The 23,891-nt window shown below is 44.6% G+C and carries 18 protein-coding genes; 2 read left to right on the top strand and 16 right to left on the bottom strand.

Annotation, left to right across the window (positions count from 1 at the left end; all coding sequences use genetic code 11):
* From THEPK_RS07530 to THEPK_RS07510, 5 genes are all read right to left on the bottom strand, one after another.
* Positions 1 to 834 (bottom strand): carbohydrate ABC transporter permease, encoded by an 834-nt coding sequence (locus THEPK_RS07530; protein ID WP_042700192.1) that lies wholly within the window; start codon positions 832 to 834, stop codon positions 1 to 3.
* Positions 831 to 1,685 (bottom strand): carbohydrate ABC transporter permease, encoded by an 855-nt coding sequence (locus THEPK_RS07525; protein ID WP_004068036.1) that lies wholly within the window; start codon positions 1,683 to 1,685, stop codon positions 831 to 833. Before THEPK_RS07525 ends, THEPK_RS07530 begins: the two co-directional genes overlap by 4 nt.
* Positions 1,686 to 1,695: 10 nt before the next feature.
* The gene (locus THEPK_RS07520) at positions 1,696 to 3,003 is read right to left on the bottom strand and encodes an ABC transporter substrate-binding protein (RefSeq protein ID WP_042700189.1); all 1,308 of its coding nucleotides are present in this window, start codon (positions 3,001 to 3,003) and stop codon (positions 1,696 to 1,698) included.
* Positions 3,004 to 3,111: 108 nt separating this feature from the next.
* Entirely contained in the window at positions 3,112 to 4,113 is a 1,002-nt protein-coding gene (locus THEPK_RS07515) for a Gfo/Idh/MocA family protein (protein WP_042700187.1), read from the bottom strand.
* On the bottom strand, positions 4,110 to 5,135 hold the full coding sequence (locus tag THEPK_RS07510) for a Gfo/Idh/MocA family protein (protein WP_042700184.1): 1,026 nt from the start codon (positions 5,133 to 5,135) through the stop codon (positions 4,110 to 4,112). Before THEPK_RS07510 ends, THEPK_RS07515 begins: the two co-directional genes overlap by 4 nt.
* Before the next feature lie 92 nt (positions 5,136 to 5,227).
* On the opposite strand from THEPK_RS07510, the gene THEPK_RS07505 reads away from it, so the two are divergent.
* Complete coding sequence (locus THEPK_RS07505) at positions 5,228 to 6,373, top strand: glycosyltransferase (protein ID WP_042700182.1); 1,146 nt, start codon at positions 5,228 to 5,230, stop codon at positions 6,371 to 6,373.
* A 132-nt stretch (positions 6,374 to 6,505) separates the two neighbouring features.
* Here THEPK_RS07505 and cdr read toward each other — a convergent pair whose 3' ends face one another.
* The 11 genes from cdr to THEPK_RS07450 all read right to left on the bottom strand — a co-directional run bounded on the left by cdr (position 6,506) and on the right by THEPK_RS07450 (position 20,848).
* Entirely contained in the window at positions 6,506 to 7,831 is a 1,326-nt protein-coding gene (gene cdr, locus THEPK_RS07500; RefSeq protein ID WP_042700179.1) for a CoA-disulfide reductase, read from the bottom strand.
* Between the two features lie 52 nt (positions 7,832 to 7,883).
* Positions 7,884 to 8,951 carry a DUF1464 family protein gene (locus THEPK_RS07495; protein WP_042700176.1) on the bottom strand — a complete coding sequence of 356 codons (1,068 nt, stop codon included), beginning with the start codon at positions 8,949 to 8,951 and terminating at the stop codon, positions 7,884 to 7,886.
* A 45-nt stretch (positions 8,952 to 8,996) separates the two neighbouring features.
* Positions 8,997 to 10,154, bottom strand: coding sequence for a 60S ribosomal export protein NMD3 (locus THEPK_RS07490; RefSeq protein WP_042700174.1), 1,158 nt, complete (start codon positions 10,152 to 10,154; stop codon positions 8,997 to 8,999).
* Between the two features lie 32 nt (positions 10,155 to 10,186).
* Positions 10,187 to 10,489 (bottom strand): DUF424 domain-containing protein, encoded by a 303-nt coding sequence (locus THEPK_RS07485; RefSeq protein ID WP_042700172.1) that lies wholly within the window; start codon positions 10,487 to 10,489, stop codon positions 10,187 to 10,189.
* A 54-nt stretch (positions 10,490 to 10,543) separates the two neighbouring features.
* Positions 10,544 to 14,812, bottom strand: a complete 4,269-nt coding sequence (locus THEPK_RS07480; RefSeq protein WP_042700170.1) for a S8 family peptidase — start codon at positions 14,810 to 14,812, stop codon at positions 10,544 to 10,546.
* A 212-nt stretch (positions 14,813 to 15,024) separates the two neighbouring features.
* Positions 15,025 to 16,167, bottom strand: coding sequence for a M20 metallopeptidase family protein (locus tag THEPK_RS07475; RefSeq protein ID WP_042700168.1), 1,143 nt, complete (start codon positions 16,165 to 16,167; stop codon positions 15,025 to 15,027).
* Between the two features lie 37 nt (positions 16,168 to 16,204).
* Positions 16,205 to 16,564, bottom strand: a complete 360-nt coding sequence (locus THEPK_RS07470; RefSeq protein WP_232194556.1) for a hypothetical protein — start codon at positions 16,562 to 16,564, stop codon at positions 16,205 to 16,207.
* Between the two features lie 83 nt (positions 16,565 to 16,647).
* Positions 16,648 to 18,120: an ArnT family glycosyltransferase gene (locus tag THEPK_RS07465; RefSeq protein ID WP_004069892.1), complete on the bottom strand. Its 1,473-nt coding sequence runs from the start codon at positions 18,118 to 18,120 to the stop codon at positions 16,648 to 16,650.
* Positions 18,110 to 19,204, bottom strand: coding sequence for a hypothetical protein (locus THEPK_RS07460; protein ID WP_004069900.1), 1,095 nt, complete (start codon positions 19,202 to 19,204; stop codon positions 18,110 to 18,112). Before THEPK_RS07460 ends, THEPK_RS07465 begins: the two co-directional genes overlap by 11 nt.
* A complete protein-coding gene (locus THEPK_RS07455) occupies positions 19,194 to 20,186 on the bottom strand; it encodes a hypothetical protein (protein WP_004069901.1) in 993 nt (330 codons plus the stop codon). Before THEPK_RS07455 ends, THEPK_RS07460 begins: the two co-directional genes overlap by 11 nt.
* On the bottom strand, positions 20,183 to 20,848 hold the full coding sequence (locus THEPK_RS07450; protein ID WP_004069902.1) for a phospholipase D-like domain-containing protein: 666 nt from the start codon (positions 20,846 to 20,848) through the stop codon (positions 20,183 to 20,185). Before THEPK_RS07450 ends, THEPK_RS07455 begins: the two co-directional genes overlap by 4 nt.
* 535 nt (positions 20,849 to 21,383) lie before the next feature.
* On the opposite strand from THEPK_RS07450, the gene ppsA reads away from it, so the two are divergent.
* Entirely contained in the window at positions 21,384 to 23,762 is a 2,379-nt protein-coding gene (gene ppsA, locus THEPK_RS07445; RefSeq protein ID WP_042700161.1) for a phosphoenolpyruvate synthase, read from the top strand.
* Positions 23,763 to 23,891 lie beyond the last annotated feature (129 nt).

The raw sequence follows: 23,891 nt of genomic DNA, 5'->3' as shown, positions 1-23,891 counted from the left end.
TCATTTCAGTGTTATACCCCACATTGTTACCAAATACTTCCTAGCAAAGAATATGAACGTTATAGCGGGTATTATCATGATGAATGCCGCTGCGAACTTGTAGTAATCCGGTGCTGCCCCTCCACTCGCTCCGGCCATTATTGACAGAATTTGAGCCGGTAAAGTTCTGTGGGATAGGGTTAAAATTGACGCTACAAAAACCTCGTTCCACGACATGACGAAGGTAAACATAGCCGCAGCAGCTAAGCCGGGTAATGCTAGGGGCAGGGTAATTCTGAAGAACGAACCTAACCTCGTGAGTCCAAACACCATGCCGGCTTCCTCAAGCTCGGTTGAAACACCTGCAAAGATGCTTGAGGTTATTAAGACTACAAAGGGAAGTGCCATTGCTGTGTGGGCAAGTGCAACTCCCAGTAGAGTATCAATGAGGTTGAGCTTTATGTAAAGGATTACGAGGGGAATTGCCATCACAGGTATTGGGAACATTCTAAGGGCTACTATTGATAGTTTTATGGTGTCCTTTCCAGGGAAAATAAACTTTGCAACTGCGTAACCTGCGGGAATTCCAAAGGCGAAGCTTATTGCTATTGTGATAAGTGCAACAATAACGCTGTTTTTAATTCCATCTAATGCTCCGAGCGTGAAGAGAAGGGTTTTGACGTATTTTATTGTGAAGCTTGTTGGGATGACCTTCTTCGGATCGTAATAGTCTTTTGGAAGAGCAAAGCCATAAAGCGTTGAGATTATTATCGGGATTACTATCCAAGCAACTACAGTAAAAATAAACGCATAGAAGGCTAGCCTTTTTAGCATGAACTTTGTTTCTTGGTTCATCTTCTCACCTCCAGATACTCAGCCTTCATGAACTTAATATAGAGTGCTCCAAGCAACAGTGAAAGTCCCGCTATTACTAGAGCGTAAATTGATGCCACGTCGTATTCTTTGAGCTCTGTTAGCCTATAGAAACCTTCTCCAGCCAGGATTGGGATGTCTCTTCCAGCCAAAATCCATACAATACCGAATATCTGCATTGCGAAAAGGGTTCTGATGATCAAAGCACTCTGGATGCTTGGCTTTAAGAGGGGAATCACTATCTTCCTCAGCCTTGTCCAGTAATCTGCTCCAAAGACCTCTGCTGCCTCTAGATACTCATTGCTTATCATCTGAAGTCCGGCAAGGATTATGACAAAAACTATTGATGTTGCCCTCCAGAGCTCGGCTAAAACAATAGCCAGAAACTCCATATGGCGATATTGATACCCAAAGAAGTAGATAGGCTGATGGATAAGTCCAATATTCAGAAGAAGCTTATTTAAGAATCCGCTTGGGGAGAGCATGGAATACCATATCAAACCCGCAGCTACGTCGCTTATCGTTAGCGGGATTGTAAGGGCATAAATAGTAAGATCCTTTCCTTTAAATGCCCTGTTAACAGCAAGGGCCAATATAAGGGCTAACCCAACTTGGGTTGGGACAATAACTCCCGCAAGGGCTATGGTATATTTTAAAGCCTCCCAAAAATAAGGATCGGCAAATGTTTTTCTAACAGTTGCGAGAGAAAACTGCCCATTTTGGGTAAACGCAGTATAGAGGGCTTGAACAAGGGGATATCCAACAAAAAACAGCAGATATGCAAATGCGGGTAAAATTAAAAGATAAGGAATGTAGGAGGATTTGACCTTCATGGCACCTCCCTCATGGAATCTCTTGTCCCATCTCTTGGAAGAGCTGCTTTACTTGTGGGCCGAGTTCTTTAACTACTGCTTCTGGGTCTTCGCCTTTAAGGACGATCCTTTGGAATGCAGTTCTGTAAGCGTCTGTGAACTGTCCTCCCTTTTCGCCGAGGTTTGGAATCATGGCTACAACTGCATCGGGAGTTGCTGATTGTGCAGTGACACCTTCTGCGATGACTTTAAGTGGACCTGAGGGGATTGCACCAGTTGCTTCTTGGACTGTCGGGAAGAATCCAACGTTTTCGAGGATCTTCACCTGGGTTTCTGGCTTTGTGAGGTAGTCTATTAACTTCCAAGCTTCATCTGGGTGAGGAGCATTCTTTGGAATTGCCAATCCTGCAACTACGAGGATGAACCCTCTTCCCTTTGGCCCTCTTGGCACTGGGACTACTGCGAACTGATCTGGGTTGGTTTCTATTGCGTTCTTTATTCTTGCGGTGTGATCCCAGGCAATCATAACTTCTCCCCTAAGGAGCGGCTCACCCATAGCGTCCCATGTTGTGCTTGCTGGGTTGACATATTGCCAGAGCTCTCTAAGGTACTTCCACATTTCTACGGCTTCTGGGCTGTCGAAGTTTTTAGCCTGGTAGCCGGTAAAGCTTGGGTAGATGTAACCGTGGAGGAATCTGTGCAAGAGACCCTTTGGTCCAGCTGGGAATCCGAGCTGTGGTTGTCCTGTTGCATCTTTCAAGTTCTTAGCCCATTCAAGAAGAGCGTCGTACGTCCACTTCTCTGTCCCTTTCATGACGTCCTCTTGGGTAAGTCCAGCTGGCAGGTAATCGAACGCTTTCTTATTTACAACCATTACATAGGTGGCACTCATCCATGGGATGTAAACTTTCTTTCCGTTTATGGTTGCATATTTCTCGAAGGTGCTTATGAAGGTTCTTCCTTCAAGTTTTCTTCCGCTTAGGTCTTCAAGCCATCCCTTTGAGGCGAAGAAGTCCAATCCACCGTGGAGATCGGCTATCAGATCGATGGTTACCTTGCCAGTTTTTTCCTCCGCCTCAAGTCTTGTGGCCAAATCGGCATAACTGATAGGTACAAAGTTTACATCAATTCCCGTTTGATCCTTAAACTCTTTAACTAATTGCTCCTGTACAAAAGCCCTCTCCTCTGGGGGGTTTAACTGTGTTGAAAGCCATGTTACTGTGACTTCTTCTGTGGTGGTTGTTTGTGTTGTGGTTTGGTCTCCCCCAATGCAACCACTCACTATTGCTCCTAAAAGAACCAAAACCAAAACTCCTACCAAATGTACTTTTCGGCTCATGGCCTATCACCTCTGAAGTATTCTGTTTGATTTTGCTAACTCAAAATATATAAATTTTGTGATATAAACCACTTTTTGTAGTTGTATTTAAAATGTGAAAATGGAAACTCAGAGCTTGATAACTTTTCCAGTTTTTGAAGACTCATAAGCGGCTAGAATTATCCTTAGGTTCTTTTTGGCAAGCTCTCCAGTTATTGGTGGCTCTTTGTCTTCTATTATCGATTCTAAGAATGAGTTCACGATGCCATTAACATCGGCTCTCTCCCAGTATATCTTTTCTGCTCTGTCTTGATACACGGTAAAGTCGGGATATGCAGTTCTGACGTCAAGGAATCCCTCCTTTCCGAGTATGTAGTACTTGATTTCCAGTCCATATGAGTATCCCTTCGGATTGCCCCATCCAGCGTTTAGAACTGCCACCACACCATTTTTGAATTTCAACACTGCAGTTCCTATATCATCTACTGGAAATCCATATATTTTTGAACCAATGTCTGCGTAAACGCTCTTTGGTTCGCTGTTTGTAAGCCAGAGCAGAGAATCTATTCCGTGGGGTGCAGTATCCATGAACCCCCCGCCGCCTGCTTTTTTAACGTCTAAGAACCAGCTCATATCCAGGCCTTCGAGGAAGACTGGAGGTTTAACGTACTCCGAGATTGAATATATATACTCGAGCTCTCCTATCTCTCCGGCCTCTATCATTTCTTTTGCCTTTCTGAGGGGTATTGTGAACCGGGGATTGAAGGGAACCATGAGCTTTACACCGGCTTTTTTAGCTGCTTTAATAATTTCATCGGCGTCTTCGAGAGTTAAAGCGATAGGCTTTTCTAAAAGTATGTGCTTCCCTTCTTCGGCAGCCCTTATGGCAACCTCTTTATGTCTATAGGTTTCAATTGCTATGTACACGGCATCCACCTTATCGTTTTTAAGAAGGGCCTCGTAGTTTTGGTAAAATCTTGCCTTCAGTTTTTCTGCTTCTAACTTAGCAACGTCTCTGTTTGCTCCATCACCGGAAATCGCGTAGAGTCTTGCTTTGGGATTGGAGGCAAAGGTTGTTCCGTACCTAAGTGCGTGGGGGTGAGCGTAGCTGATTATTCCAACATTTATCATTCTATCACCCCCTTAAACTCCAATGGTTCTTCTCTCTTTGCTGATTCTATCGCCGTCTCTGCCATTTGGAGGGCTATTAGTGCGTCTTTTGCAGTTATCACGGGCTCTTCTTCTCCCATTATTACTCTGAAGAAATGTCTCAGTTCGGCTTCAAATGCCTCAGGGAACGCTGAGAGCAATGGTGAAAAGCGTGGCATTTCAAAGTGGCTCTTTACCACTCCAACAACAGGGGTGTCTAGGGGAGTGTATCTTATCCTTCCGTTCTTTCCTAGGATATCTAGGTGGTGGTAAAAGACCCCATAGCGGGCTGGATAAGAGTAAGCCCAGCTTACCTCTGCTAATCCGGTTTTACCCCCTTCAAACTCTATCATCATCAAAAAGTGGTCATATGTTCCATTTACCTTTGCCTCTTTTCTTATGGCTTTTCCGATTCCAAGGATTTTTACAGGCTCACTCTCGAAGTACCACCTGAGAAAATCTGTAACGTGAACGCCTAAGTCTATTGCAACTCCTCCTCCTTTATTAGGCTTCCAGTACCATGCAGTCTCTGGAAACGGCAATCTTTGGACTTCCGCCTTTCTTATCTGCATTGGCACGATGTTTCTCTTTTTTATTACTTCCTTTATCTGTACCCACCTTTTATCGAATCTTCTCGTATGACCAACCAGAAGCCACAGTCCTTCTTTTTCTGCAGTTTTTATCATTTTTTGGGCATCTTCAGTTGTAAGAGCTATGGGTTTTTCTACAATCACGTGTTTGCCGCTTTTTAGAGCTTTTGTGGCTAATTCGGCGTGAGTGTAAGTTGGAGTTAGAATTTCAACAACATCCAAGTCCAGATCAAGGAACTCATCTAAATTTGTGTATGGCTTAGCATTAAACTCTTTTGCGCATTCTTTTGCCCTTTTCTCTTTGATATCCATGCAAGCAACGACTTTTACTTCTTTTAGATTTTTAAGAGCGTTTTTATGGGCCAAATTAAATATATTTCCGCATCCTATTATCCCAACTTTCAGCTTTCCCATGAGGGATCCCTCATGAGTATATACGTACCAAAAGATATTTAAGCATTTTTATTTTAAAACCACTATGAATGGTTGTATTTTGGTGATGGGCGATGAAGGTCATTGTAGGTATTCCAAGTTACAACAACGCTGATACAATTGGATACGTTGTTAGACAAGCTGCAGAAGGACTAAAGAAATATTTTGGAGGAGGATTAATTATCAACTCGGACGGTGGAAGTAGTGACGGTACGAGAGATGTTGTTATGAAAACTCCAGTACCAGAAGGGGTTGAAGTAAGAAGTTTGGTCTACAGGTGGCCGATATCTGGCAAGGGCAGTGCCATGAAAGAAGTCCTGGAAATAGCAAAAGATGAAGGTGCTGATGCGGTAGTGTTTGTTGATAGCGACTTGAGAAGCATAACCCCGGAGTGGATTTACAAATTAGCTAAACCACTTGAGGAGGGATATCATTTCGTTGCCCCTCTGTATTTAAGACACAAATATGACGGAACAATAACAAACAACATAGCGTATCCAATGACAGCTTCTCTCTATGGATACAATATCAGACAGCCAATAGGAGGCGACTTTGGAATCAGCGCAAAGCTTATAGATACATACCTTAGTGACGAAGAGGTTTGGAAAAGCGATGTAGCAAGATTTGGAGTGGATATATTCCTTACAACCACGGCAATAGCAGAAGGATTCAGAGTTACCCAGGCTGCTCTGGGAGTTAAGATTCACGATCCAAAGGACCCAGCAGCTTCTCTGGGACCAATGTTCAACCAGGTCGTGGGGACTCTATTCATGCTGATGCAAAAGTATGAGGATAACTGGAGAAACGTCAGAGAGATAAAACCTGTCCCGGTTTTCGGCGAGATGGAGGTTAGGGAACCGGAACCAGTTAAAGTCAGCTTAGATCTGTTAAAAGAAAAGGCAAGGAATCTTTTTGAGGAAAATAAGCCGATTTTAGAGAAGGCACTCTCAAAAGAAACGTTTGAAGAGGTTACAGAAGCCTTGAAAACGTTCGAGTTTGATGACGTCCTTTGGAGCCACGTTCTCTTTGATGGGGCGGTGGCATATAAGAACGGAGTGCTCAAGAATGCCGAACCTTTAGTGGCGCTCTACTTTGCAAAAACTGCAGACTTCGTGGAAAAAACAAGGGACATGACAACGGAGGAAGCTGAAAAGCTGGTTTTAGAAAGGGCAGAGACTTTCTTAAAGGAGAAAGATTACCTTTTGGAGAAGTGGCAATGAAGTTTCCATCTTTCATTTGTTTTGTCTTTCCTTTGGGACTTTTTTTGAGTTTCTATCTTCTCCTGTCTTTGTGAACCATTGTGGACAGGAATAGTACGCTTAGGCATTCAGAAATTATAAATTAAGAAAGAGCTAGAACTTCAAGACTCTGGCTATAACAATCAGCGGATCCCAGACCGGAGCAAAGGGTGGCGCATATGCTAAGTCTACAAAGAAGAGGTCTTTTGTCGTAAATCCTGCCTGCAAAGCGACTGCAAATGCGTCTATTCTTGGGAGTATTTCTGCCCCAGCTGCCTGCAATCCTAAGAGCCTTTTGCTCTCTTTGTCTGCCACGGCTTTGAGCCATATTTTCTTTGCTCCCGGGTAGTAATGGGGCTTTGTATTTGCCTCTATGAATGCTGTTTCAACCTCGTAACCTTCTTTTAGTGCCTCATCTTCTGTTAGCCCGGTTTTTCCAATTTCCAGGTCCATGAATTTGGTTATAGCCGTTCCAAGAACACCAGGAAATGTTACATCAACACCTGCTATGTTGCTCCCGGCCACGTAGCCCATCTTGTTTCCTGCTGGAGCAAGAGGCATCCACACCCGTTTGCCTGTGAGCATATGGTTTGTCTCTGCAACGTCTCCCGCAGCATAAACGTTCTCAACGCTCGTCTGCATCCTTTCGTTCGTCCATATTGCTCCTGTCTCTCCAATCTTGACTCCCAGCTGTTGTGCAAGTTCTGTGTTTGGCTTTATTCCGGTGGCTATGACAACCAGATCGGCTTTGTATTCTCCTGCGTCGGTAATTACCTTCTCGGCCCTCTCTCTTCCCTCAATTGCGAGAGTTTTCTCGTTCAAGCGAAGGTTCAAATGCTCTTTTAGTTTTGCTTCCACTATGTCAGTTACCTCCTTGTCAAAGGTTTTTCTCAAGACTCTCTCGCTTCTGCCGATGAGTGTTACGTTTTTTCCCTGAGCCACGAAAGCCTCTGCCATCTCAAGCGCTATATAGCCGGTTCCAATTACAACGACGTCCTTTACATCGGTGTTTTCCATGTAATCCCTTATTGCGAGAGCATCTGGGGGCAGGTCAGCCGTAAATACTCCCTCCAGCCCTACCCCTTCTATCGGAGGAATTTGGGGCGAGGCACCGTTTGCAAAAACCAGGTAGTCCCACTCGTAGGTTCTCTCTTCACCATTCTCCCTTACTCTCACGCTTCCCTGCTCAACTTCTATCACTTCTGCATTCAGGTGCAGGTCGATTCCTCTCTTTTTGATAAAAAACTCCGGCGGATAGTGCATGAGCTTTTCCTTCGGAGAAATCCCCTCAACGACGTAAGGAATACCGCATGGAGCATGACTTACCCATTCAGTAGCCTCAAAGACTTTAACATCCCATTCAGGTTTTAGTCTCTTCACTCTCGATGCGGTGCTCATTCCAGCAGCTCCGCCACCTATGATAACGACTGTCTTTTTCATACTCATCACCAAAAAAGGGTTGTAAACCTAAGGTTAAAAAGTTAATGAAAACTCAAATGTTCAAGGGAAGCTTCACGTAGTCAAGGACGCTCCCGTAGCTCTTCTTTATTTCAACATGCTCCACAAGCTCCTTAAACTCTCCCCCAGCAAGTCCGTCCGCAATTATTGCGCTCCCCTGAGCGGCTTCCTTTGCCCTACCTTCAAGGCCGCGCTGTTTAACTACCGGAATGCCAAAAAGCTCCTCGAATAAGTCTTCAACGTCCTTCCTAAGCTCATCTATGCGCATAAGCCTGCCTGAGAGTATTATCTCCTTTGCTTCCCTAACAACTGCGAGCTCGCTGGCGACAGCCTTAACAAATCCATCTTTCATGGCCTCCCAAGCCTTTGCAAAGGGCTCTTCGTCAAGCCTTTTTGCAAATTCCTCTGGCGGCAATATCTTTTCTGCAGCAATTATGCTTGCCCCTCCCCAGAAGAGGTGCCACTTCTTGATGTTTCCCATTAAGTAAGCTACCTCTCCATCAAGAGCACCGCTGTTTACATATGCAGGCCCCGGAAAAATTGTGCCACCAATTCCGTCAACTATTTTCCCTTCTTCAACGGCTCCCGCATAGTTGTAGCCGAAGCCAACCTCAAGGAGGACAAAGGAGACGTTGGAGTAATCAATCCCGAGCCTTTTTGCCTGGTCATAAATGGCAAGAACAGTTAAGGCCATCTTATCCGCAGTTCCCATATCAATTTTATTGTACTTTCTCCACTCTGGAACCGTTGGAAGGTGTATAACGCCGGGAATGAACCAGACGTTCATATTCTTTTCTGCCATTTCATCTATCATCTTCTGCAGTCCAATAAGGACAGGTATTCTCTTCATCTCTTCTTCTCTAACAAGAGTCATTTCAAAGCGGGCTCTATCGGTTAGTTCGCTTATATGCTTGAGGGGAACACCGTATCCCGAAGGACCAACTATAAGGTCTGCTTCAAAATCCTCTATTGATTTGACGATTCTGCTAGGTTCTTCCGCAACTATCTCACTCGGAAAGCTGAGGTCGAGCTTTATCTTTCCATTTTCAAGGCCAATAATGTCGAAGCTCTTCGTGCCTGGATCAACGCCTACAACCCTCATCCTCTCACCCAAGTAGAGAAAGATAGAATTCTAAGAAAGCTTGTCTCACTTCTTTTCTTCGATGTAGTATCTTCCTTTGACCTTGACAAGTTTGTAAACTTCTCCTTCTTCTATTTCAAATTCTGGCTTTTCGAGTTCAAAGGTCTCATAGTTTTTCATGTCCATAAACTGGACTTCTCGTGGGGTCGAGCTCGTTGCCATGGCCTCTAATCTCTCATGCTCCACTGTATCGATTTCATCTCGCTTTACTGTTTTCCAGTCTTTGTGTTCGTTTTCATGTGTGGAAAGATTTTTCAGAGACAAGCCTTTCCCGCTAACTCCCTCAACCCTGTATATGTTGCCTTTTTTGTCCTCAACGATGTCCCCTACTTTAAACTTCGGGATTCTAACACTAACGCTCGTCCTGTAAACTTCTTTGCTTGTCATTCTGTCCTGCCCGACCAGCTGATATGCCTCGCTTATACTTCCGCCGTATTTGTCCCGTATCATTTGGGCGAGCTTTCTTGCGGCACTCGTTGAGCCCATGTAGAAGTCTATTCCTTCTTCTTTCTCTATGGTGTCCTGAATGAAGCCCATTCTGTCTCGCTTCATTATTTCGTCAACTTTTTCCTCAACTAGTTTTGAGATTTCATCTTTCTCTTCTTTTGTTAAGACTCTATTTTCAGCTCTAACCTGCAAAATTGCCTCGAAATAACCTCCTAGGAATTTTTGGCACCTTGGACATACTGTTTGCCTTACATAGACTGTTAACATCTTCTTTTCATGGTGAAGTTCCTTTTGCATTTCGTGGATTCTCGCTTTAACCTCCACTTCATAGTTGATTATTGCCGGAAAGTACTCTATGTGCCAGTCAACGGGCTCAAAGCTCACATATGCAGTTCCTACTGGTAACTCTGTTATTTCTTCGAGTTCATCTTTGGGAACTATCTTTACTTCTTTAATCCTCTCATCAAGGAGTAGATTCTCAACGAGAGCATTATCCGCAACTTCGAAGATGAGCTCTTCAAGGTTGTAAGTTTTTGGATCAACCCATGTCCCCCTGACTTTATAACTCCCGCAGTTTTGACAGAGTTCGGTATTTATTTCATCTTCTATGAGGAGCACGGGGTTTTCTTTTCTAAAGCACACCTGACAGAGACCCTCTATCAAAGGCCCACCCTCACTCTCACTGATTCCACACTTGTAGCAAAATCTCTCGCTCATTTCTCTCACCCTTTACACTGTGGTTAAAAAGCTCAATATAGTATTTTCGCCATCTGCGCGTGGGGTACTCCCTGAATGCGAAGGACTCTCCCTTCATCTACATAGCCCAGCTCAATGGCCTTTTTTACGCACCTCTCCCCGGTGAGGTTTGCTATTGTGGCCTCTTCCAGCAGGGACTCAAGCTCTTCAACTTCTCTGAGTTCACCTTTGTAGAATCTCTCTTTTACCTCTAATTTGAGCTCGCCTTCTCTGAAGGTTTTACCTAAAAGCTCTTCATCACATGCTGCTACAAGAACTTCTCCCTGAACACGGTAAACTTTCACGTAAATCTTCATGAGTCATCACAGGGTAAAAATAGAAAGAGGATTTAAAAAATTAAGGGAGAACTATCAAGAGGTTTCGAGGTCTTCTATGGCTTCACTTAGAATTTCATACGCCGTTTTTATGTTGATGTATGCTCTTCTTATATATGGAATTGCTTGTATCTTTGGTTGTATTGGAATGCCAAATTTCTCTGCTATTGCATTGTAGTTTTCTTCGGCGAGCTCTTTGTAGGTGAGGGCTTCTTGTAGTGTTTCGTTGTCAACTCCCAGTTCTATGGCTTTTGCATATAGGTCGTCAAACTTTCTGGAATAACTGTTGTAGAGGAGGTACCAAGTCATGTACATTGTTCTCATTATGTCATAGCTTGTCTTGTAAGTTACTTCTATAGTAACCTCTGATGCAAATTTCACTGTGACAAAGAGGTACTGTGCATACTTTCCTTTCTCGATGTAGTAGTTAACCACATGGTCGCTCTGGACTTCGATGAAGTAGGCATCCAGCGGTAGTGTTATTCTAACTGTGGATGTAGTGCCTGTCTCTCCGCTTACAGTTACCGAGACTTTTCCGTGAACTGCCTGGAAGTTTGTAATCTCTCCGGGACCTGTGAGAACTGCTGCACTTATGTTGCTTTCACTTGCAAATTCAGTAAACGGTTCTTTGACGGAGACCCTAAACTGTCCTTCAAAGTCTTTGTATTTGTCGCTGATTACTTTGACGTTAAAGATAGCGTCATTAAGGGAGGTTGCTGTGTATATAAACTTGAGCTCACCATCAACTGCGTAGTACTCTTTGCCATCTATGAATACCTTCACTTCTCCCTGAATAGGCTCAAGTGTGGCTTTATCAAGTATTTTGAGTGTCATAGTTGTAGGTTCTCCTATTGTGGGAGTTCCCATTAGCCCCACATACATTTCTGGCTGACCGACTTGGAATATCATTGGAGCGTAGACCATTGAATCTCCAGTGTCGGCGTCAACAAGTCCAAGCACGCCGAGGTAGGTTCCCTCATCGCTCAGGTTAACCTGTGCGTTTATCGTCTTTGATCCGGGGCTGAATGTGAAGGGTGTCGAATCGATGGTTACGTCGCCGTTGTCTCCCAGTATCTGGTAGTAGAACAAGTAGTGTATCGGGTTGTAGCCAACTGTATCGTATCCATAGACCATTATAAGATAGTAGCCTGGAGCTGGCATAAACTGCTCGAAGACCTCATCGCTGGTTGGGCCAATCTGTTCATCGTAGAGAGTGTAGTTCTCGAAGTTGAGATAGTCGTCGTAGGTTGGGAAGTAGTAGACGTACAGGTCAAGGTCTGCGTTGGGGTCTTCTGGTTGGGTGATGCCGAACCTTATGAAGTACGTGGTTGGGTCGACATAAACTAGTTCGATTACATCCCAGTCACTCTGATTAACTTCGCTTACGAATGCATAGGCCTCATCGAGCCTGCCAACACCGTAGCCAACGGCACTCGCGTTGAAGGTTCCGTAGTTGTTGGTGACCACAGCGCTCACGTCAACTAGTGAAGGCGAACCGACGTCCTTCTTTATGAGCTGCGGCGATATCGAGACCGAGGCGAGCTCGACCTCTATTTCATAGTGGGACTCAGAGTAGCCACTGTAGTACTTGGTGAACGTGCTTGAGTAAGCTGTTATCTCCCAGGTGCCCTCGACCGGGTTTTCAACTACCCAGGTGTAGTTGTAAAGGTATCCAGAGGGGTTGGCTCCAACGTAGTAGTAATCCGGAACGCCGTCATACTCAACGCCGCCAAGGGGTCTTGCTATGACGAGTTTGGTTCTACCCATAGGCATTCCGTTTTCGTCAGCTGGCACGCGAAGTGTGACACGGAGCTCTTTGGTTCCTCTCGGGACTTTCACGAAGTAGTGTTTGGCCTCTCCTGGCTTCTCAGTGTCTGAGAACTTGATGTGGGTCTCGCCGTTCGAATTCATTGGGATGTCAACAGTAACAGGGACGTAGCCATCGATGTAACTGGTGTCGGGATCATCAATATAGATGAGCCCAACGTAGGTTCCGGTCTTCTGGAGCTTGGAGTAGTCGATGTTAATTGAGAACTTGCCAAAGGTAGTGTTTCCTGCAACGACTTCGGTAGTGTTCGGGATGATCCAGTCAACGTTTGCGCTTATGGTGTACTTCTTCTCCGTGGCAGTGTAGTTAAGCCCCCATCCCGGGATATAGTCCATCGGATAGAAGTATATTGGGACGCTCGCAGGATACTCGTTCCTAATGTAAACACCGCGGTATAGGTACGGTAATCCAAACATGTTCTGGAAGTAACCATTGAAGTCAATGTAAGCCGGTGATATCGGAATAAGTGGAGCTTCAATCGGGTTCTTGAAGCTGGTGAATGTGGTTCCGCCGTAGATGTAGGTGGTCGGCTCCTGGCTGAGCTCCTCAAGCTTCTCAATGGCCTTGTCAACCTGTATAAGGCCGAAGCCCTGGTCGATGAGCGTCTGGTTGGTGGGCTTTGCGCTGAGCTCGAGGGCGCGCTTTATCATGAACGGGTCGTACCTAAGTCCTTGGGCCTTGGCGTAGCTTATCATGAGGGCAACTGCACCGCTGACGTGCGGGGTGGCCATCGAGGTACCGCTCCAGATTCCGTAGTACCTGTACGGGTTTTCATAGAGCACAGTGTACCACATCGGCAGGCTTGAGAATATGTCCGTACCGGGGGCCATGACATCCGGATCGAGCATACCGTCGTCCCTTGGTCCCCTGCTTGAGCTCATTGAAGGTCCACTCATGATACCCAAGTCAACTCTGTACCAGTAGGCCTCCCTCTCGTTGCCCACGTAGTTACCGACCGTTATGACGAGGTCGCTCGTACCGGGTGAGTGAACGGTGTTGGTTGATGGCCCTTCGTTTCCAGCGGCTATTGCAAAAACGACTCCAAACAAGTCGGTTATCATGTTAGCATAGAAGTTCTCGGGATTCTCTATGCCGTCGTTTATCTCCCCTCCACCGCCAAGGGACATGCTGATGACGTCGGCACCTTTGAGAGCTGCGTAGAACATTCCGTTGATGATCCAGCTGGTTCTACCAAATCCCACCTCACCGGGGAGAACCTTAACCTCGATGAGCTGGGCGTTTGGAGCGACACCGTAGACTCCACTGAACATTGGATCATCAGGCTGACCAACACCGGCAACGGTACCGCTGACGTGGGTTCCGTGACCGTGGGCATCCCACATGAACATGGCGTAGCCTATACCGTCTCCATAGGGGACGATGTACGGATAGTTTTCGGGGTTATCCATGTCGCCAATGTGAACCCTTGCGAGGGCTATGCTCACGAGAGTGTCTGGAGTCTGGAAGTAGTCACCGGTCTCTGTGAACAGTCCTATGGGCTGGTCGTCGGTGAAGTTGTTGTTGAGGTTGTAGTCTATGTAGGCAATGAAGTTTCCGCTCTGATTGACGATGAGGACAGGGTAAACTTCCTTTTTGTCTCCATCAAAGTTGATGTCAAAGTACCTCTCGGGAAGAGCGCCCACATAGTACTTGTCACCCTGAATGCTTCCTACAATATAAGTTGTAAGAGTGTAAGTTTTGTATTTTGAGGGGTGATCGTAGTAGAGGTCAGAGTAGTAACCCATATACAGGGTAACGTTTTTATTGACAACTATTGTGCCGTTTTGGGTGGTGTTGGTAACATAAAACAGCTGGGCTATTCCCTCATCGCTCGCGTCGTATATGTCGATAATCTTTGGCCTTCCGTCGAAAGTGACCTGAAGGAACGGATGTGCAACGTCAACACCTGTGTCAAGAACGGCAACGGTGACATTGTCTCCAAGGACGCCGTAGTTAATCCACGTGTCGTAGGCACGAATCGTGAAGATGCTCATGAACATATCAGGAAGCTTAGGTTCCTCAACAGTGGGCTTTACATTCTCTATTCCCGGCTCAAGTGCGACTGGTTCCAGAAGCTTGACAGTCCTGTCCTTCCAGACGTGAAGTATTCCAGGGATATTAGCAAGCTTCTCAACGTTTGAAATTGGCATTTCAACGACTATAAACTGAAATTCTGGTTTGCTGATGGGATCGATCTTTCCAAGGCTTTTGAGAGCATTAAAAACATTCCTAGCATGTTCCTTGTCTGGAGCAACTATCAGGCGTACAATCTTCTCGTCGCTTTTCAGTATTCTCTGAATTTCTTTCTGGAGAACTTCTCCAGGTATGAAATTGTTGGGACTCTCTGCGGTAGTTTGTTGGGAATTCTCAATTTGTTGCATTGAGGCAGTAGTTGCTACTACCACTGGTAAGGTTACTGGTACTACTGAAAGTACCATTAAGAGCATTACAAAAACACTTAGGGTCTTTTTATTCATCGACTCCCCCCCATAAGACTAATTCATTAAATGATTATAATGTCCATCAATATAAGCATTTCGGCATTACTGTATGAAGATGACCTCAAGCTGTTTTAGTTGTTCTACAATGATATAAGTTTGTTAATGGGGTATCACTAGCAAGAAGTCAAAACTTATGCATAAATTTCAGTAGGCATTGGATATTATACAAAAGATGAAGAATAATTCAATCAAATTCTTTCAAAAGCTAATCCCACTTCCAACGCAGTTCCCAAGTGAAGAACATCTTCATCAACATCGAACTTTGGATGGTGATGTGGATAAATTATTCTCTTTTCCTCGTTTCTGATACCCAGGGCTATAAATGCTCCCGGTACTTTTTGGAGATAGAATGCAAAGTCTTCAGCCCCCATGGTCTTTGGAACTTCTTCCACTTTCAATTCCAGATTTTGGGCAACTCTCTTGGCGAGAGAGGCCATTTGTGGGTTGTTTATTGTTGGTGGACCAACTTCCTCTATTTTGAGCTTATACGAGGCATTGTTGGCTAATGTTGTGCCCTTTAAAATCTCTTCAATTCTTTTTTCAACAAGGCTTTTTGTTTCTGGCGTGAAGAACCTGTAAGTTCCGTTCATATAAACCCTTTCTGGAATCACGTTAAAGGCTTCTCCGGCTTTTATTGAGCCCACGCTCACAACCCCGCTCTCCAGGGGATTAAGGTTCCTGCTTATGATTGTCTGGAAAGCTAAAACAGCTTGGGCCGCTATTGGAATCGGGTCGATGGTTTCATGTGGCGAAGCTCCATGTCCGCCTTTTCCAACTATTTCGATGTCAAATCTCCCAACTCCTGCCATGAAGGGGCCTTCTCTTATACCAACAACACCGCTCGGCAGCTCCATCCATACGTGGAGGCCAAAGATGGCGTTAACGCCTTCTAAAGCTCCTCCTTCTATCATTTTCAGAGCTCCGTTTCCTCCCTCTTCTGCTGGCTGAAAGATTAGCCTTACTCTGTTGGGAAGCTCATCTTTGTGCTCAGCTATTATTTTCGCTGCTCCGAGGAGCATTGCTGTGTGAGCATCGTGACCGCAAGCGTGCATTTTTCCCGGAATTCTGGACTTATAGGGAGTGTCAGTCTCTTCCTGAACAGGCAAAGCATCCATATCAGCCCTCAAAGCTATAGTATTTTCTCCTTTGCCAATATCCGCTATTATTCCAGTTCCGACGCGCTTAATTATGTATCCCCACTCTCTCAAGTGTTCCTCAACAATTTTTGAGGTTCTTTCCTCTTCATAGCCGAGCTCGGGATACATGTGAAAATCCCTGCGCCAGGCAATTATCTGGTCTTTAATTTTGAGGGCTTCTTTAAGAGGATTCATTGAAGTTCACCGATGTGACTAAGTTCAAATTTGTATTTTAGCCTTTCGATGCGTACTTTGAATAAACCCCGCCAAAAAGCAACAACATGGAAAGAATAAAGGCATCCACTCCGCTCTCAAGGGCATATATTAACGTCGCCAAAACAACACTTGCGGTTTTTTTGTCAGTTTCTGATAATCTAAGCAAACTTCCAAATAGATACGCCTCAACTACCCCAAGGATTCCAAAATCCGCTATTGGCTGGCCGAAGAGGAAGTAAGTGTACCTACCATTAAGGGTAAACATAAATGCAACTCTCCACCTTGGGTCGCTGTGGAGTAACAATTTGCCGTGGAAAAAGCCAAATGGGAGAGAGACTGAAACTATGTTGTGGAAAATCAAGAATGTAAATCCCATTCTGACCAAAAGGGCTTCAAGATTTCCACTTAAGAAGACAACAAATAAGAAAACTGGTAGTCCGATTAAGGCTTGTCTGAACGTCAATTTGTTTTCGTAATCTCTTGGTAATTTGACTGAGTGGCTTCAGGAGGTGATGCCACAGTTATCTTGACAAAAATCTTTATTTTTCCATCATTGAATTCATTGACGAGTTTGTATTTGTGGGATTCCTCTATATCTTTTATTATACTGTTTCTACACTGCCACACTATCAAGTCAAACCTCCCATTCTTAACGCTAGTTTTTATGTAATCTGTCAAGAGCAAGGGATAAACTCTGGAGTTAGGGAAGTAATAACCAGCCAGAGTGTAAAGTCTAGGGCTTACTCCAATAAACCTCGGATTGAAGTTCTCACTAGCATATTGAAAAGCCTTCCCCTCTTCAAGGTATTGAATGTCCCAAGTTTGCTTATATTGAAGCAAATGATGGATAGATGATACAAGACCAATTCCAATAATTAGAACTAAAAACACCATTTTGAATCGGTTTAAAAATGAAACGTGCTTGAAAAATAACTCACTCACCGAGAAAACACCTTGTGCACAAAGGATTCCCACTAGAGGCATTAGAAAAGTCAGAAATCTTGGCTCTTTGTGCGTGACGGTTAATATCCCAAAGATGCCAACAATTCCCCAGCTGATTGTCAACCACCCAATATCGTCTTTTTTAAGACTTCCAAATCCTAAGAGGGTTAATATTATGATTGGAACTCCTAAGATTTCCAAAACTTCACTAAGGTACCTGAATGTTGAAACTGGTGTATCTTTTGTAACAACCGCCATTGCAACTGAGAATGGTTTAAGAGCACCATCATAACGAGTGTGAGCTAAATACAGCCAAGGTGCTAGAGTTAAGGCAAAGAGTGCAAATCCTATGTAAGTTTCTCTCTTCCTGAGCCAGTTCCAGTGGGAGATTAAGTATAGATATGCTACAAAAACTCCAATTATGGAAAGTCCCGTATAACGTGTTAAAACTGCCAAACCTGCTGATACGAAGGATGCATAAATTGTTTTATTGTTTCTGTCCCTATATCCCTTGTATAATAAAAAAACTGCTAAAGTGTAGAAAAAGGAAAACTCGCTGTGGACTAGGGCCCTATTTGACATTGTGAAGCTTAAGGGGTTTAGAATGTAGAAGATACTTGCAGCAACACCTTTCTTCTGATCCTTGAAAAGCCCTACTGTGAAGAGGTATACTAACGTGGCGGTTAGTGCGTAGAAAATTGCAGAAATTACTCTCGCTATTCTCAGGTGATGATCATAGCTAAAAAGGCGATAAAAAATTGAGAGGGTGTAGGGGTATAGAGGAGGGCGGTACATCATATATGCTCCTTGATATGTAAAGCTCGAGACATCCTTTGCGAGGTTTCTTGCAATGATCATGTAGAGAGCCTCATCGTAGGTTATACTCAACTTAGGAGGCTGAAAAAGTAAGCTTAGACTCAAAGCCACTAGAAATATGCAAACTAAAACCAAATTGCTCCCAACAACCCTCTTCACTTTATTAACATGCATTTTCTATCCCTCCAATAGTGGCAATGTCTTTACTAAGAAATAAGGCAAAGTAGGCTGAAACCATTAAAATCCCAAAGTTTAAAGCGTCAAAACCATTCTCAATTGCCAAGATTAAAAAAGTCAAACTGAGGGCTTTAAACGCGGGCAACCTCTCAGAGTCTCTCAATGCTACTCCCATGAGGAAAGCTTCAAAAAGCCCAAAAATACCCAAATCATAAGCCGGCTGCCCAAAAATTGTATAAGTGTAATTGTTTGCCTTGCCAAAAAGGGCCGCGACGTATTCTCTCGCATTCGGGTTGAGGAGAAGTCCGAACTTCCCAACAGGCATGCCTAATGAGAAGAGCTTTTCGTAAACCATGTACGAGAAACCAGCCCTATAAACCAAACTTTGAGCAAAGCCGAGCTTCCAAATGGAGTACACACTCTTCGTTGCGTAGAAGCGCGCTAAGAACGCCAAACCCACCAAAGGGACGCCAATTATTAAAAGCCGTTTGAGCTCCTTTTTCTCAGCCCTAAACAAGTAGGCTAAAAAAATTATGAGCGCATTGCTCCTAAAAGTTGAAACTACTGCAAAAGCTTCCCCCACGAGGAAAACAATGAGGCTCGGCTTATATGCAAGGAGGAAAGAAGCAAAAAGGGCAGATGCCAAGTATAGGTCTTTTAAATCACTGTACCTCGTTTGGGGGTTTAGAATGGGGATTACGCCTTTACACATCGCCAAGAGGGGAAGGATCACCACCAAAGCTATTCCGGCGTAGTAAGCGTGTTTATAGTACCCATCCACGCTTCTTCTTAGAATAAGCATCCCGCCAAAGAGAACGGTCAAAACAGCCACAACCCCCAAAATTCCCGCCGCTGAACTGACTAAAATGCTAAGTATGAGGTAAACATAAGCCCGCTCAAATGGAAGGTTAAACCTCTTTTCACTGTTATACCCCAAGAATAGCGTCAAAGAAAACGTCAAGGCATAGAGGAGGGCACTTAAGTTAAGCTCGCCGAGATAACTCTTAAACGCGAACTTTCCGAGTAGTGCAAGCGAGAGGTAGGTGGCTAAAAAGAGTGCAAAGATTCTATCACTCTTCAACTTTCATCACCCTTACGGCGTATTTACCCCTTATCAAGGCGTAGAAGCCTACGAAGAAGAACAAATAAACTGGTAAATCCAAAATTCCCGTCTCAACACCTACGATGCCGTAGGCGAGAGTAGTGTAGTAAATCACTTTCAAAAGAAGACTCTTAGCCTTGCTTATCATGCCGTAATACACTCCGAGCAAAAAGCCTTCAATGATTGAGAAAACTCCAAAATCCAAGTACATACCCCCCAAAAGTGTTGGTGTTATTGAAACACCCGTCGTCATGTGCAAAAAGCGTGCCACTAGGACCCTTGGTGAATAACCACCCAGGAGGTATGATCTAATTCCCGTCCACTGGAGATAACCGTGATAAAAACCGTGCCAAGGAGTCCTATCGATTATGACATCTAAAACAGAAGTCGTCGCTTGAACCCTAACGAGTTGCGTGCCTAATGCTTCTCCCCTCGCGAGAGCAATCCCTACAAGCCCAGCCAAAATTAGGAGCGAGAAGCCTGCTAAGTGCTTTAATTCGATGTCTTTCCCATCAAAATAAGCGACTGCAAACGCTAAAAAGCTCACTAAAACAGGAGTTCTATACCCATATAATGCTACGAGAAATGGGTAAACGAGCGAATATTTCTTCCCTTTTGAAAAAAGATATACGCTTGAGGGAACACCTAAAAAGTATGTTAAAGCTGTTAGGTGGGGATTTAATAGGTGCCTAGCTGACGAATCCAAGAGGGGTACCTTCTTAATCATAAATATCTGGAGCGCGATCAAAAGCAGCGATATTAAAAAAGCCCAAACTAAGTGTTCTTCCTTTATGACTTTGAACTCTTTCTCTTTCCAAGGCGTCTCTTCGCCTTTAAAAATCCCGTACGAAAAAGCCATCGCGAAAAGGGTGCCTACTAGGAGCGTCTTGTATGAAGCGGTGCCTAAAGCTATAAACGTCATGAAGAGGATGGGAATTACAAGAGGGAGCTTCAGCCTCATAGGGTCTTCACCCCTAGCACCCTGAGGGGCAAATTGCGCTCCTCTGAGTTCACGTAGAGCGTCCCGTACATGTAAACTTCCTTATCTCCAATGTACTTCTCCAGCATCTCAATTGGCACCATTCCTGCCGTCAAAATCACGCCATCTTGGAGGGACTGCTTTACATCAATGGAACCATAAGTGAGGTAATCCACGTTGTATTTGAGCTTTCCTATCTCTATGGGGTCAGTAAGGCCCTTTACGAATATTATCCCCGAAAAGCGCTCGGAGTAGGCGTCCACCTTGAGTTGCTCAATGACTTCACTGCACTTGCCGCTCCTGGGAGGGAGCTCATAAACGTAAACACTTCCCTTTGCTTTAATCTCAATATGCTTTGCCCTTATATCCTCCTTTGTGGCGGATGGTCCCCCTATAGCAAGCGTCTTTCCATCCTTGATGATGTAAATTGTTGAGCCGCTAACCGAAAAAAGCTCGCCCTCTAAAGTTTTTCCATCCACAGTTTCCACAAAAACAGTAACGTTAAATCCTTGTGTGAGTAAAGTAAAGCCTCTATTCGCGGCTTCGTAGATTTCTCCGCCTCGATAGTGGTCGGTGTAGTAATTAACCACAAAGCCAAGGAAAGCAATTACAACTATTAGCGCAAAGACGTTTTTATTCTCCATGCTCATCACCAAGGGCTTTTTGGACTTGAAATCTATAAAAAACTTGTGCTAACTAGCCAGGAGATCAAGCATTCAACCACATTAGGCATATTGACGGGCAAGTTAGGGGTAAATTTTAACAGGCTTATCCCTCGAAATCTTGTGAGAGTTCCCACAAACAACTTCAAGACCTTTCCCCAAGTTTCCTTTGAAGTAAACAACAATATCACCAATCTCAATGAACAAACCAACCAAATACTAATCCACAAAACCACAATTTTAAGGGAAGAATTAACCCTTTAATCGTTGATTCGGTTATCTGGTAGAGGGAACCCCGGCCTCTCCAAGCCACATTGGATATTTTTAGGGCTTTAAAATATGCGTATGGGATTGAGAACGCTGTTGAAACCCTCAATGAGATTCTAGCCTCGCAGAACTTTTAATTTTTTAGCCTTATGATGTTTTATTTTATGGGCTCAAAAGCCATTTTTGGACAGTTAATTTTAAATAGGCTCTCTCTATATCACCCACGGTTATTCTAAAAGGAGGGGTCGAGATGGCGTACAGATTCATAAAATGGTTTGAAGAATTGGGCAAAGAAGACGTCCCACTTGTGGGCGGAAAGGGTGCAAACCTTGGAGAACTGACAAAAGCTGGAATCCCAGTCCCACCGGGGTTCTGTGTTACAGCTGAAGCATACAAATACTTTGTTGAAAACGTTAAAGTTGAAGACGGAAGGACTCTCCAGGAGTGGATTATGGATATTATAAGCAAAACCAATGTTGATGACAGCAAGCAGCTCCAGGAGAACACCGCTAAGATTAGGGAAAAGATAATTTCCCTTGAAATGCCTGAGGAAATTGCCAAGGAAATCGAACAAGCTTATAAGGAGCTCAGCCAGAGATTTGGTAAAGACGAGGTTTATGTTGCTGTTAGAAGCTCCGCTACAGCTGAAGACCTTCCGGAGGCATCATTCGCTGGACAGCAAGAGACCTACTTGGATGTTCTTGGTGCAGATGATGTTAAGGACAAGGTAAAGAGATGCTGGGCTTCACTTTGGACTGCAAGAGCAACATTCTACAGAGCAAAGCAAGGATTTGACCACTCAAAGGTTTACCTGAGCGCTGTTGTTCAAAAGATGGTTAACAGCGAGACAAGCGGTGTTATGTTCACTGCAAACCCAGTCACAAACGATAGAAGCGAGATAATGATTAACGCTGCATGGGGACTTGGCGAGGCTGTTGTTAGCGGTGCCGTAACCCCAGACGAGTACATTGTTGAGAAGGGCACCTGGAAGATTAAGGAGAAGATCATTGCTAAGAAAGAAATAATGATTGTTAGAAACCCAGAGACAGGTAAGGGAACAGTTAAAGTCCCAGTTGCTGAGTACCTCGGCCCAGAGTGGGTTGAGAAGCAGGTTCTCACAGATGAGCAGATAGTTGAAGTCGCAAAGATGGGTGCTAAGATTGAGGAGCACTACGGATGGCCACAGGACATTGAGTGGGCTTACGATAAGGACGATGGCAAGCTCTACATCGTCCAGAGCAGACCAATCACAACCTTGAAAGACGAGGTCAAGGCGGAGGAAGCCGAGATGACCGAAGAGATGAAGGTTCTCCTCAAGGGACTTGGTGCATCACCAGGTGTTGGTGCTGGTAGAGTCGTCGTTATCTTCGACGCAAGCGAGATTGACAAGGTCAAGGAAGGAGACGTCCTCGTTACCACAATGACCAACCCAGATATGGTTCCAGCAATGAAGAGAGCCGCTGCTATCGTTACAGATGAAGGTGGAAGAACCTGCCACGCTGCTATCGTCTCAAGAGAGCTTGGAATCCCAGCCGTTGTTGGTACAAAGAACGCTACAAAGGTTCTCAAGGACGGAATGCTCGTAACAGTTGACGGTACAAGAGGTGTAGTATACGAGGGCATAGTCAAGAGCCTTGTTGGAAAGAAAGAAGAAGAGAAAGTAGCTGGCGCTGGAGGGCAGGTTGTAGTTGCAGGAGCTCCACTTGTCACAGCCACAGAAGTTAAAGTAAACGTTTCAATGCCAGAAGTTGCAGAAAGGGCCGCTGCAACCGGCGCTGATGGTGTTGGACTCCTTAGAGCAGAGCACATGATCCTTGGTATCGGAGTTCACCCAGTTAAGTTCATCAAAGAGGGTAAGGAAGATGAGCTCGTTGAGAAGCTTGTTGAGGGCATCAGAAAGGTCGTAGAGGCATTCTATCCAAGAAGGGTTTGGTACAGAACCCTCGATGCCCCAACTAACGAGTTCAGAGAACTCCCAGGTGGAGAAGACGAGCCAGAAGAGAGAAACCCAATGCTCGGATGGAGAGGAATTAGAAGAGGTCTTGACCAACCAGAGCTCCTCAGGGCTGAGTTCAAGGCTATCAAGAGGCTTGTTGATGAGGGCTACGACAACATTGGTGTCATGCTCCCACTCGTCAGCCACGTCGAGCAGCTCAGAGAAGCAAAGAGAATCGCAAGAGAAGTAGGCCTTGAACCACACAAGGATGTCGAATTTGGTGTCATGATCGAAACACCAGCATCAGCACTGATTATAGAGGACCTCTGTAAGGAAGGCCTCGACTTCGTAAGCTTCGGTACAAACGATCTCACCCAGTACACACTTGCAATCGACAGAGACAACGAGAGAGTCTTCAAGCTCTACGACGAGAAGCACCCAGCAGTGCTCAAGCTCATCAAGCACGTCATTAAGGTCGCCAAGAAGTATGGCGTCGAGACAAGCATCTGTGGACAAGCTGGAAGTGATCCAAAGATGGCAAGAATACTCGTTAGACTCGGCATTGACAGCATCTCAGCAAACCCAGATGCTGTTGAGCTCATAAGGAAAGTAGTGGCAAGAGAAGAGCAGAAGATAATGCTGGAGAACGCCAGAAGACAGCTCTACAAAGATGAGGACGAGCTCGAGTTCTGAGCTCTCTAACTTCTTTTCTTCACTTCTTAATTTAAATCTCTAAATTTCCATTTTGACACACCATTCTAAGGATAATTTATCCATGATAAGCTTTTTATAATAACGCTTCGATTTTCGTTTGATAGTAAA

Source organism: Thermococcus sp. PK (assembly GCF_000430485.1).
GTDB lineage: Archaea > Methanobacteriota_B > Thermococci > Thermococcales > Thermococcaceae > Thermococcus_A > Thermococcus_A bergensis.
The sequence above is the reverse complement of the archived record's forward strand: the minus strand, read 5'-3'. Positions and strand labels throughout refer to the sequence as shown.

Bases quoted from the DNA above. Each gene is read 5' to 3' on its own strand.
- THEPK_RS07530 (WP_042700192.1), bottom strand. From the start codon at position 834: ATGAACCAAGAAACAAAGTTCATGCTAAAAAGGCTAGCCTTCTATGCG.
- THEPK_RS07485 (WP_042700172.1), bottom strand. From the start codon at position 10,489: ATGAAGATTTACGTGAAAGTTTACCGTGTTCAGGGAGAAGTTCTTGTA.
- THEPK_RS07505 (WP_042700182.1), top strand. From the start codon at position 5,228: ATGAAGGTCATTGTAGGTATTCCAAGTTACAACAACGCTGATACAATT.
- THEPK_RS07480 (WP_042700170.1), bottom strand. From the start codon at position 14,812: ATGAATAAAAAGACCCTAAGTGTTTTTGTAATGCTCTTAATGGTACTT.
- cdr (WP_042700179.1), bottom strand. From the start codon at position 7,831: ATGAAAAAGACAGTCGTTATCATAGGTGGCGGAGCTGCTGGAATGAGC.
- THEPK_RS07495 (WP_042700176.1), bottom strand. From the start codon at position 8,951: ATGAGGGTTGTAGGCGTTGATCCAGGCACGAAGAGCTTCGACATTATT.
- THEPK_RS07455 (WP_004069901.1), bottom strand. From the start codon at position 20,186: ATGAGGCTGAAGCTCCCTCTTGTAATTCCCATCCTCTTCATGACGTTT.
- THEPK_RS07475 (WP_042700168.1), bottom strand. From the start codon at position 16,167: ATGAATCCTCTTAAAGAAGCCCTCAAAATTAAAGACCAGATAATTGCC.
- THEPK_RS07525 (WP_004068036.1), bottom strand. From the start codon at position 1,685: ATGAAGGTCAAATCCTCCTACATTCCTTATCTTTTAATTTTACCCGCA.
- THEPK_RS07515 (WP_042700187.1), bottom strand. From the start codon at position 4,113: ATGATAAATGTTGGAATAATCAGCTACGCTCACCCCCACGCACTTAGG.
- THEPK_RS07465 (WP_004069892.1), bottom strand. From the start codon at position 18,120: ATGCATGTTAATAAAGTGAAGAGGGTTGTTGGGAGCAATTTGGTTTTA.
- THEPK_RS07520 (WP_042700189.1), bottom strand. From the start codon at position 3,003: ATGAGCCGAAAAGTACATTTGGTAGGAGTTTTGGTTTTGGTTCTTTTA.
- THEPK_RS07470 (WP_232194556.1), bottom strand. From the start codon at position 16,564: ATGGGATTTACATTCTTGATTTTCCACAACATAGTTTCAGTCTCTCTC.
- ppsA (WP_042700161.1), top strand. From the start codon at position 21,384: ATGGCGTACAGATTCATAAAATGGTTTGAAGAATTGGGCAAAGAAGAC.
- THEPK_RS07510 (WP_042700184.1), bottom strand. From the start codon at position 5,135: ATGGGAAAGCTGAAAGTTGGGATAATAGGATGCGGAAATATATTTAAT.
- THEPK_RS07490 (WP_042700174.1), bottom strand. From the start codon at position 10,154: ATGAGCGAGAGATTTTGCTACAAGTGTGGAATCAGTGAGAGTGAGGGT.
- THEPK_RS07450 (WP_004069902.1), bottom strand. From the start codon at position 20,848: ATGGAGAATAAAAACGTCTTTGCGCTAATAGTTGTAATTGCTTTCCTT.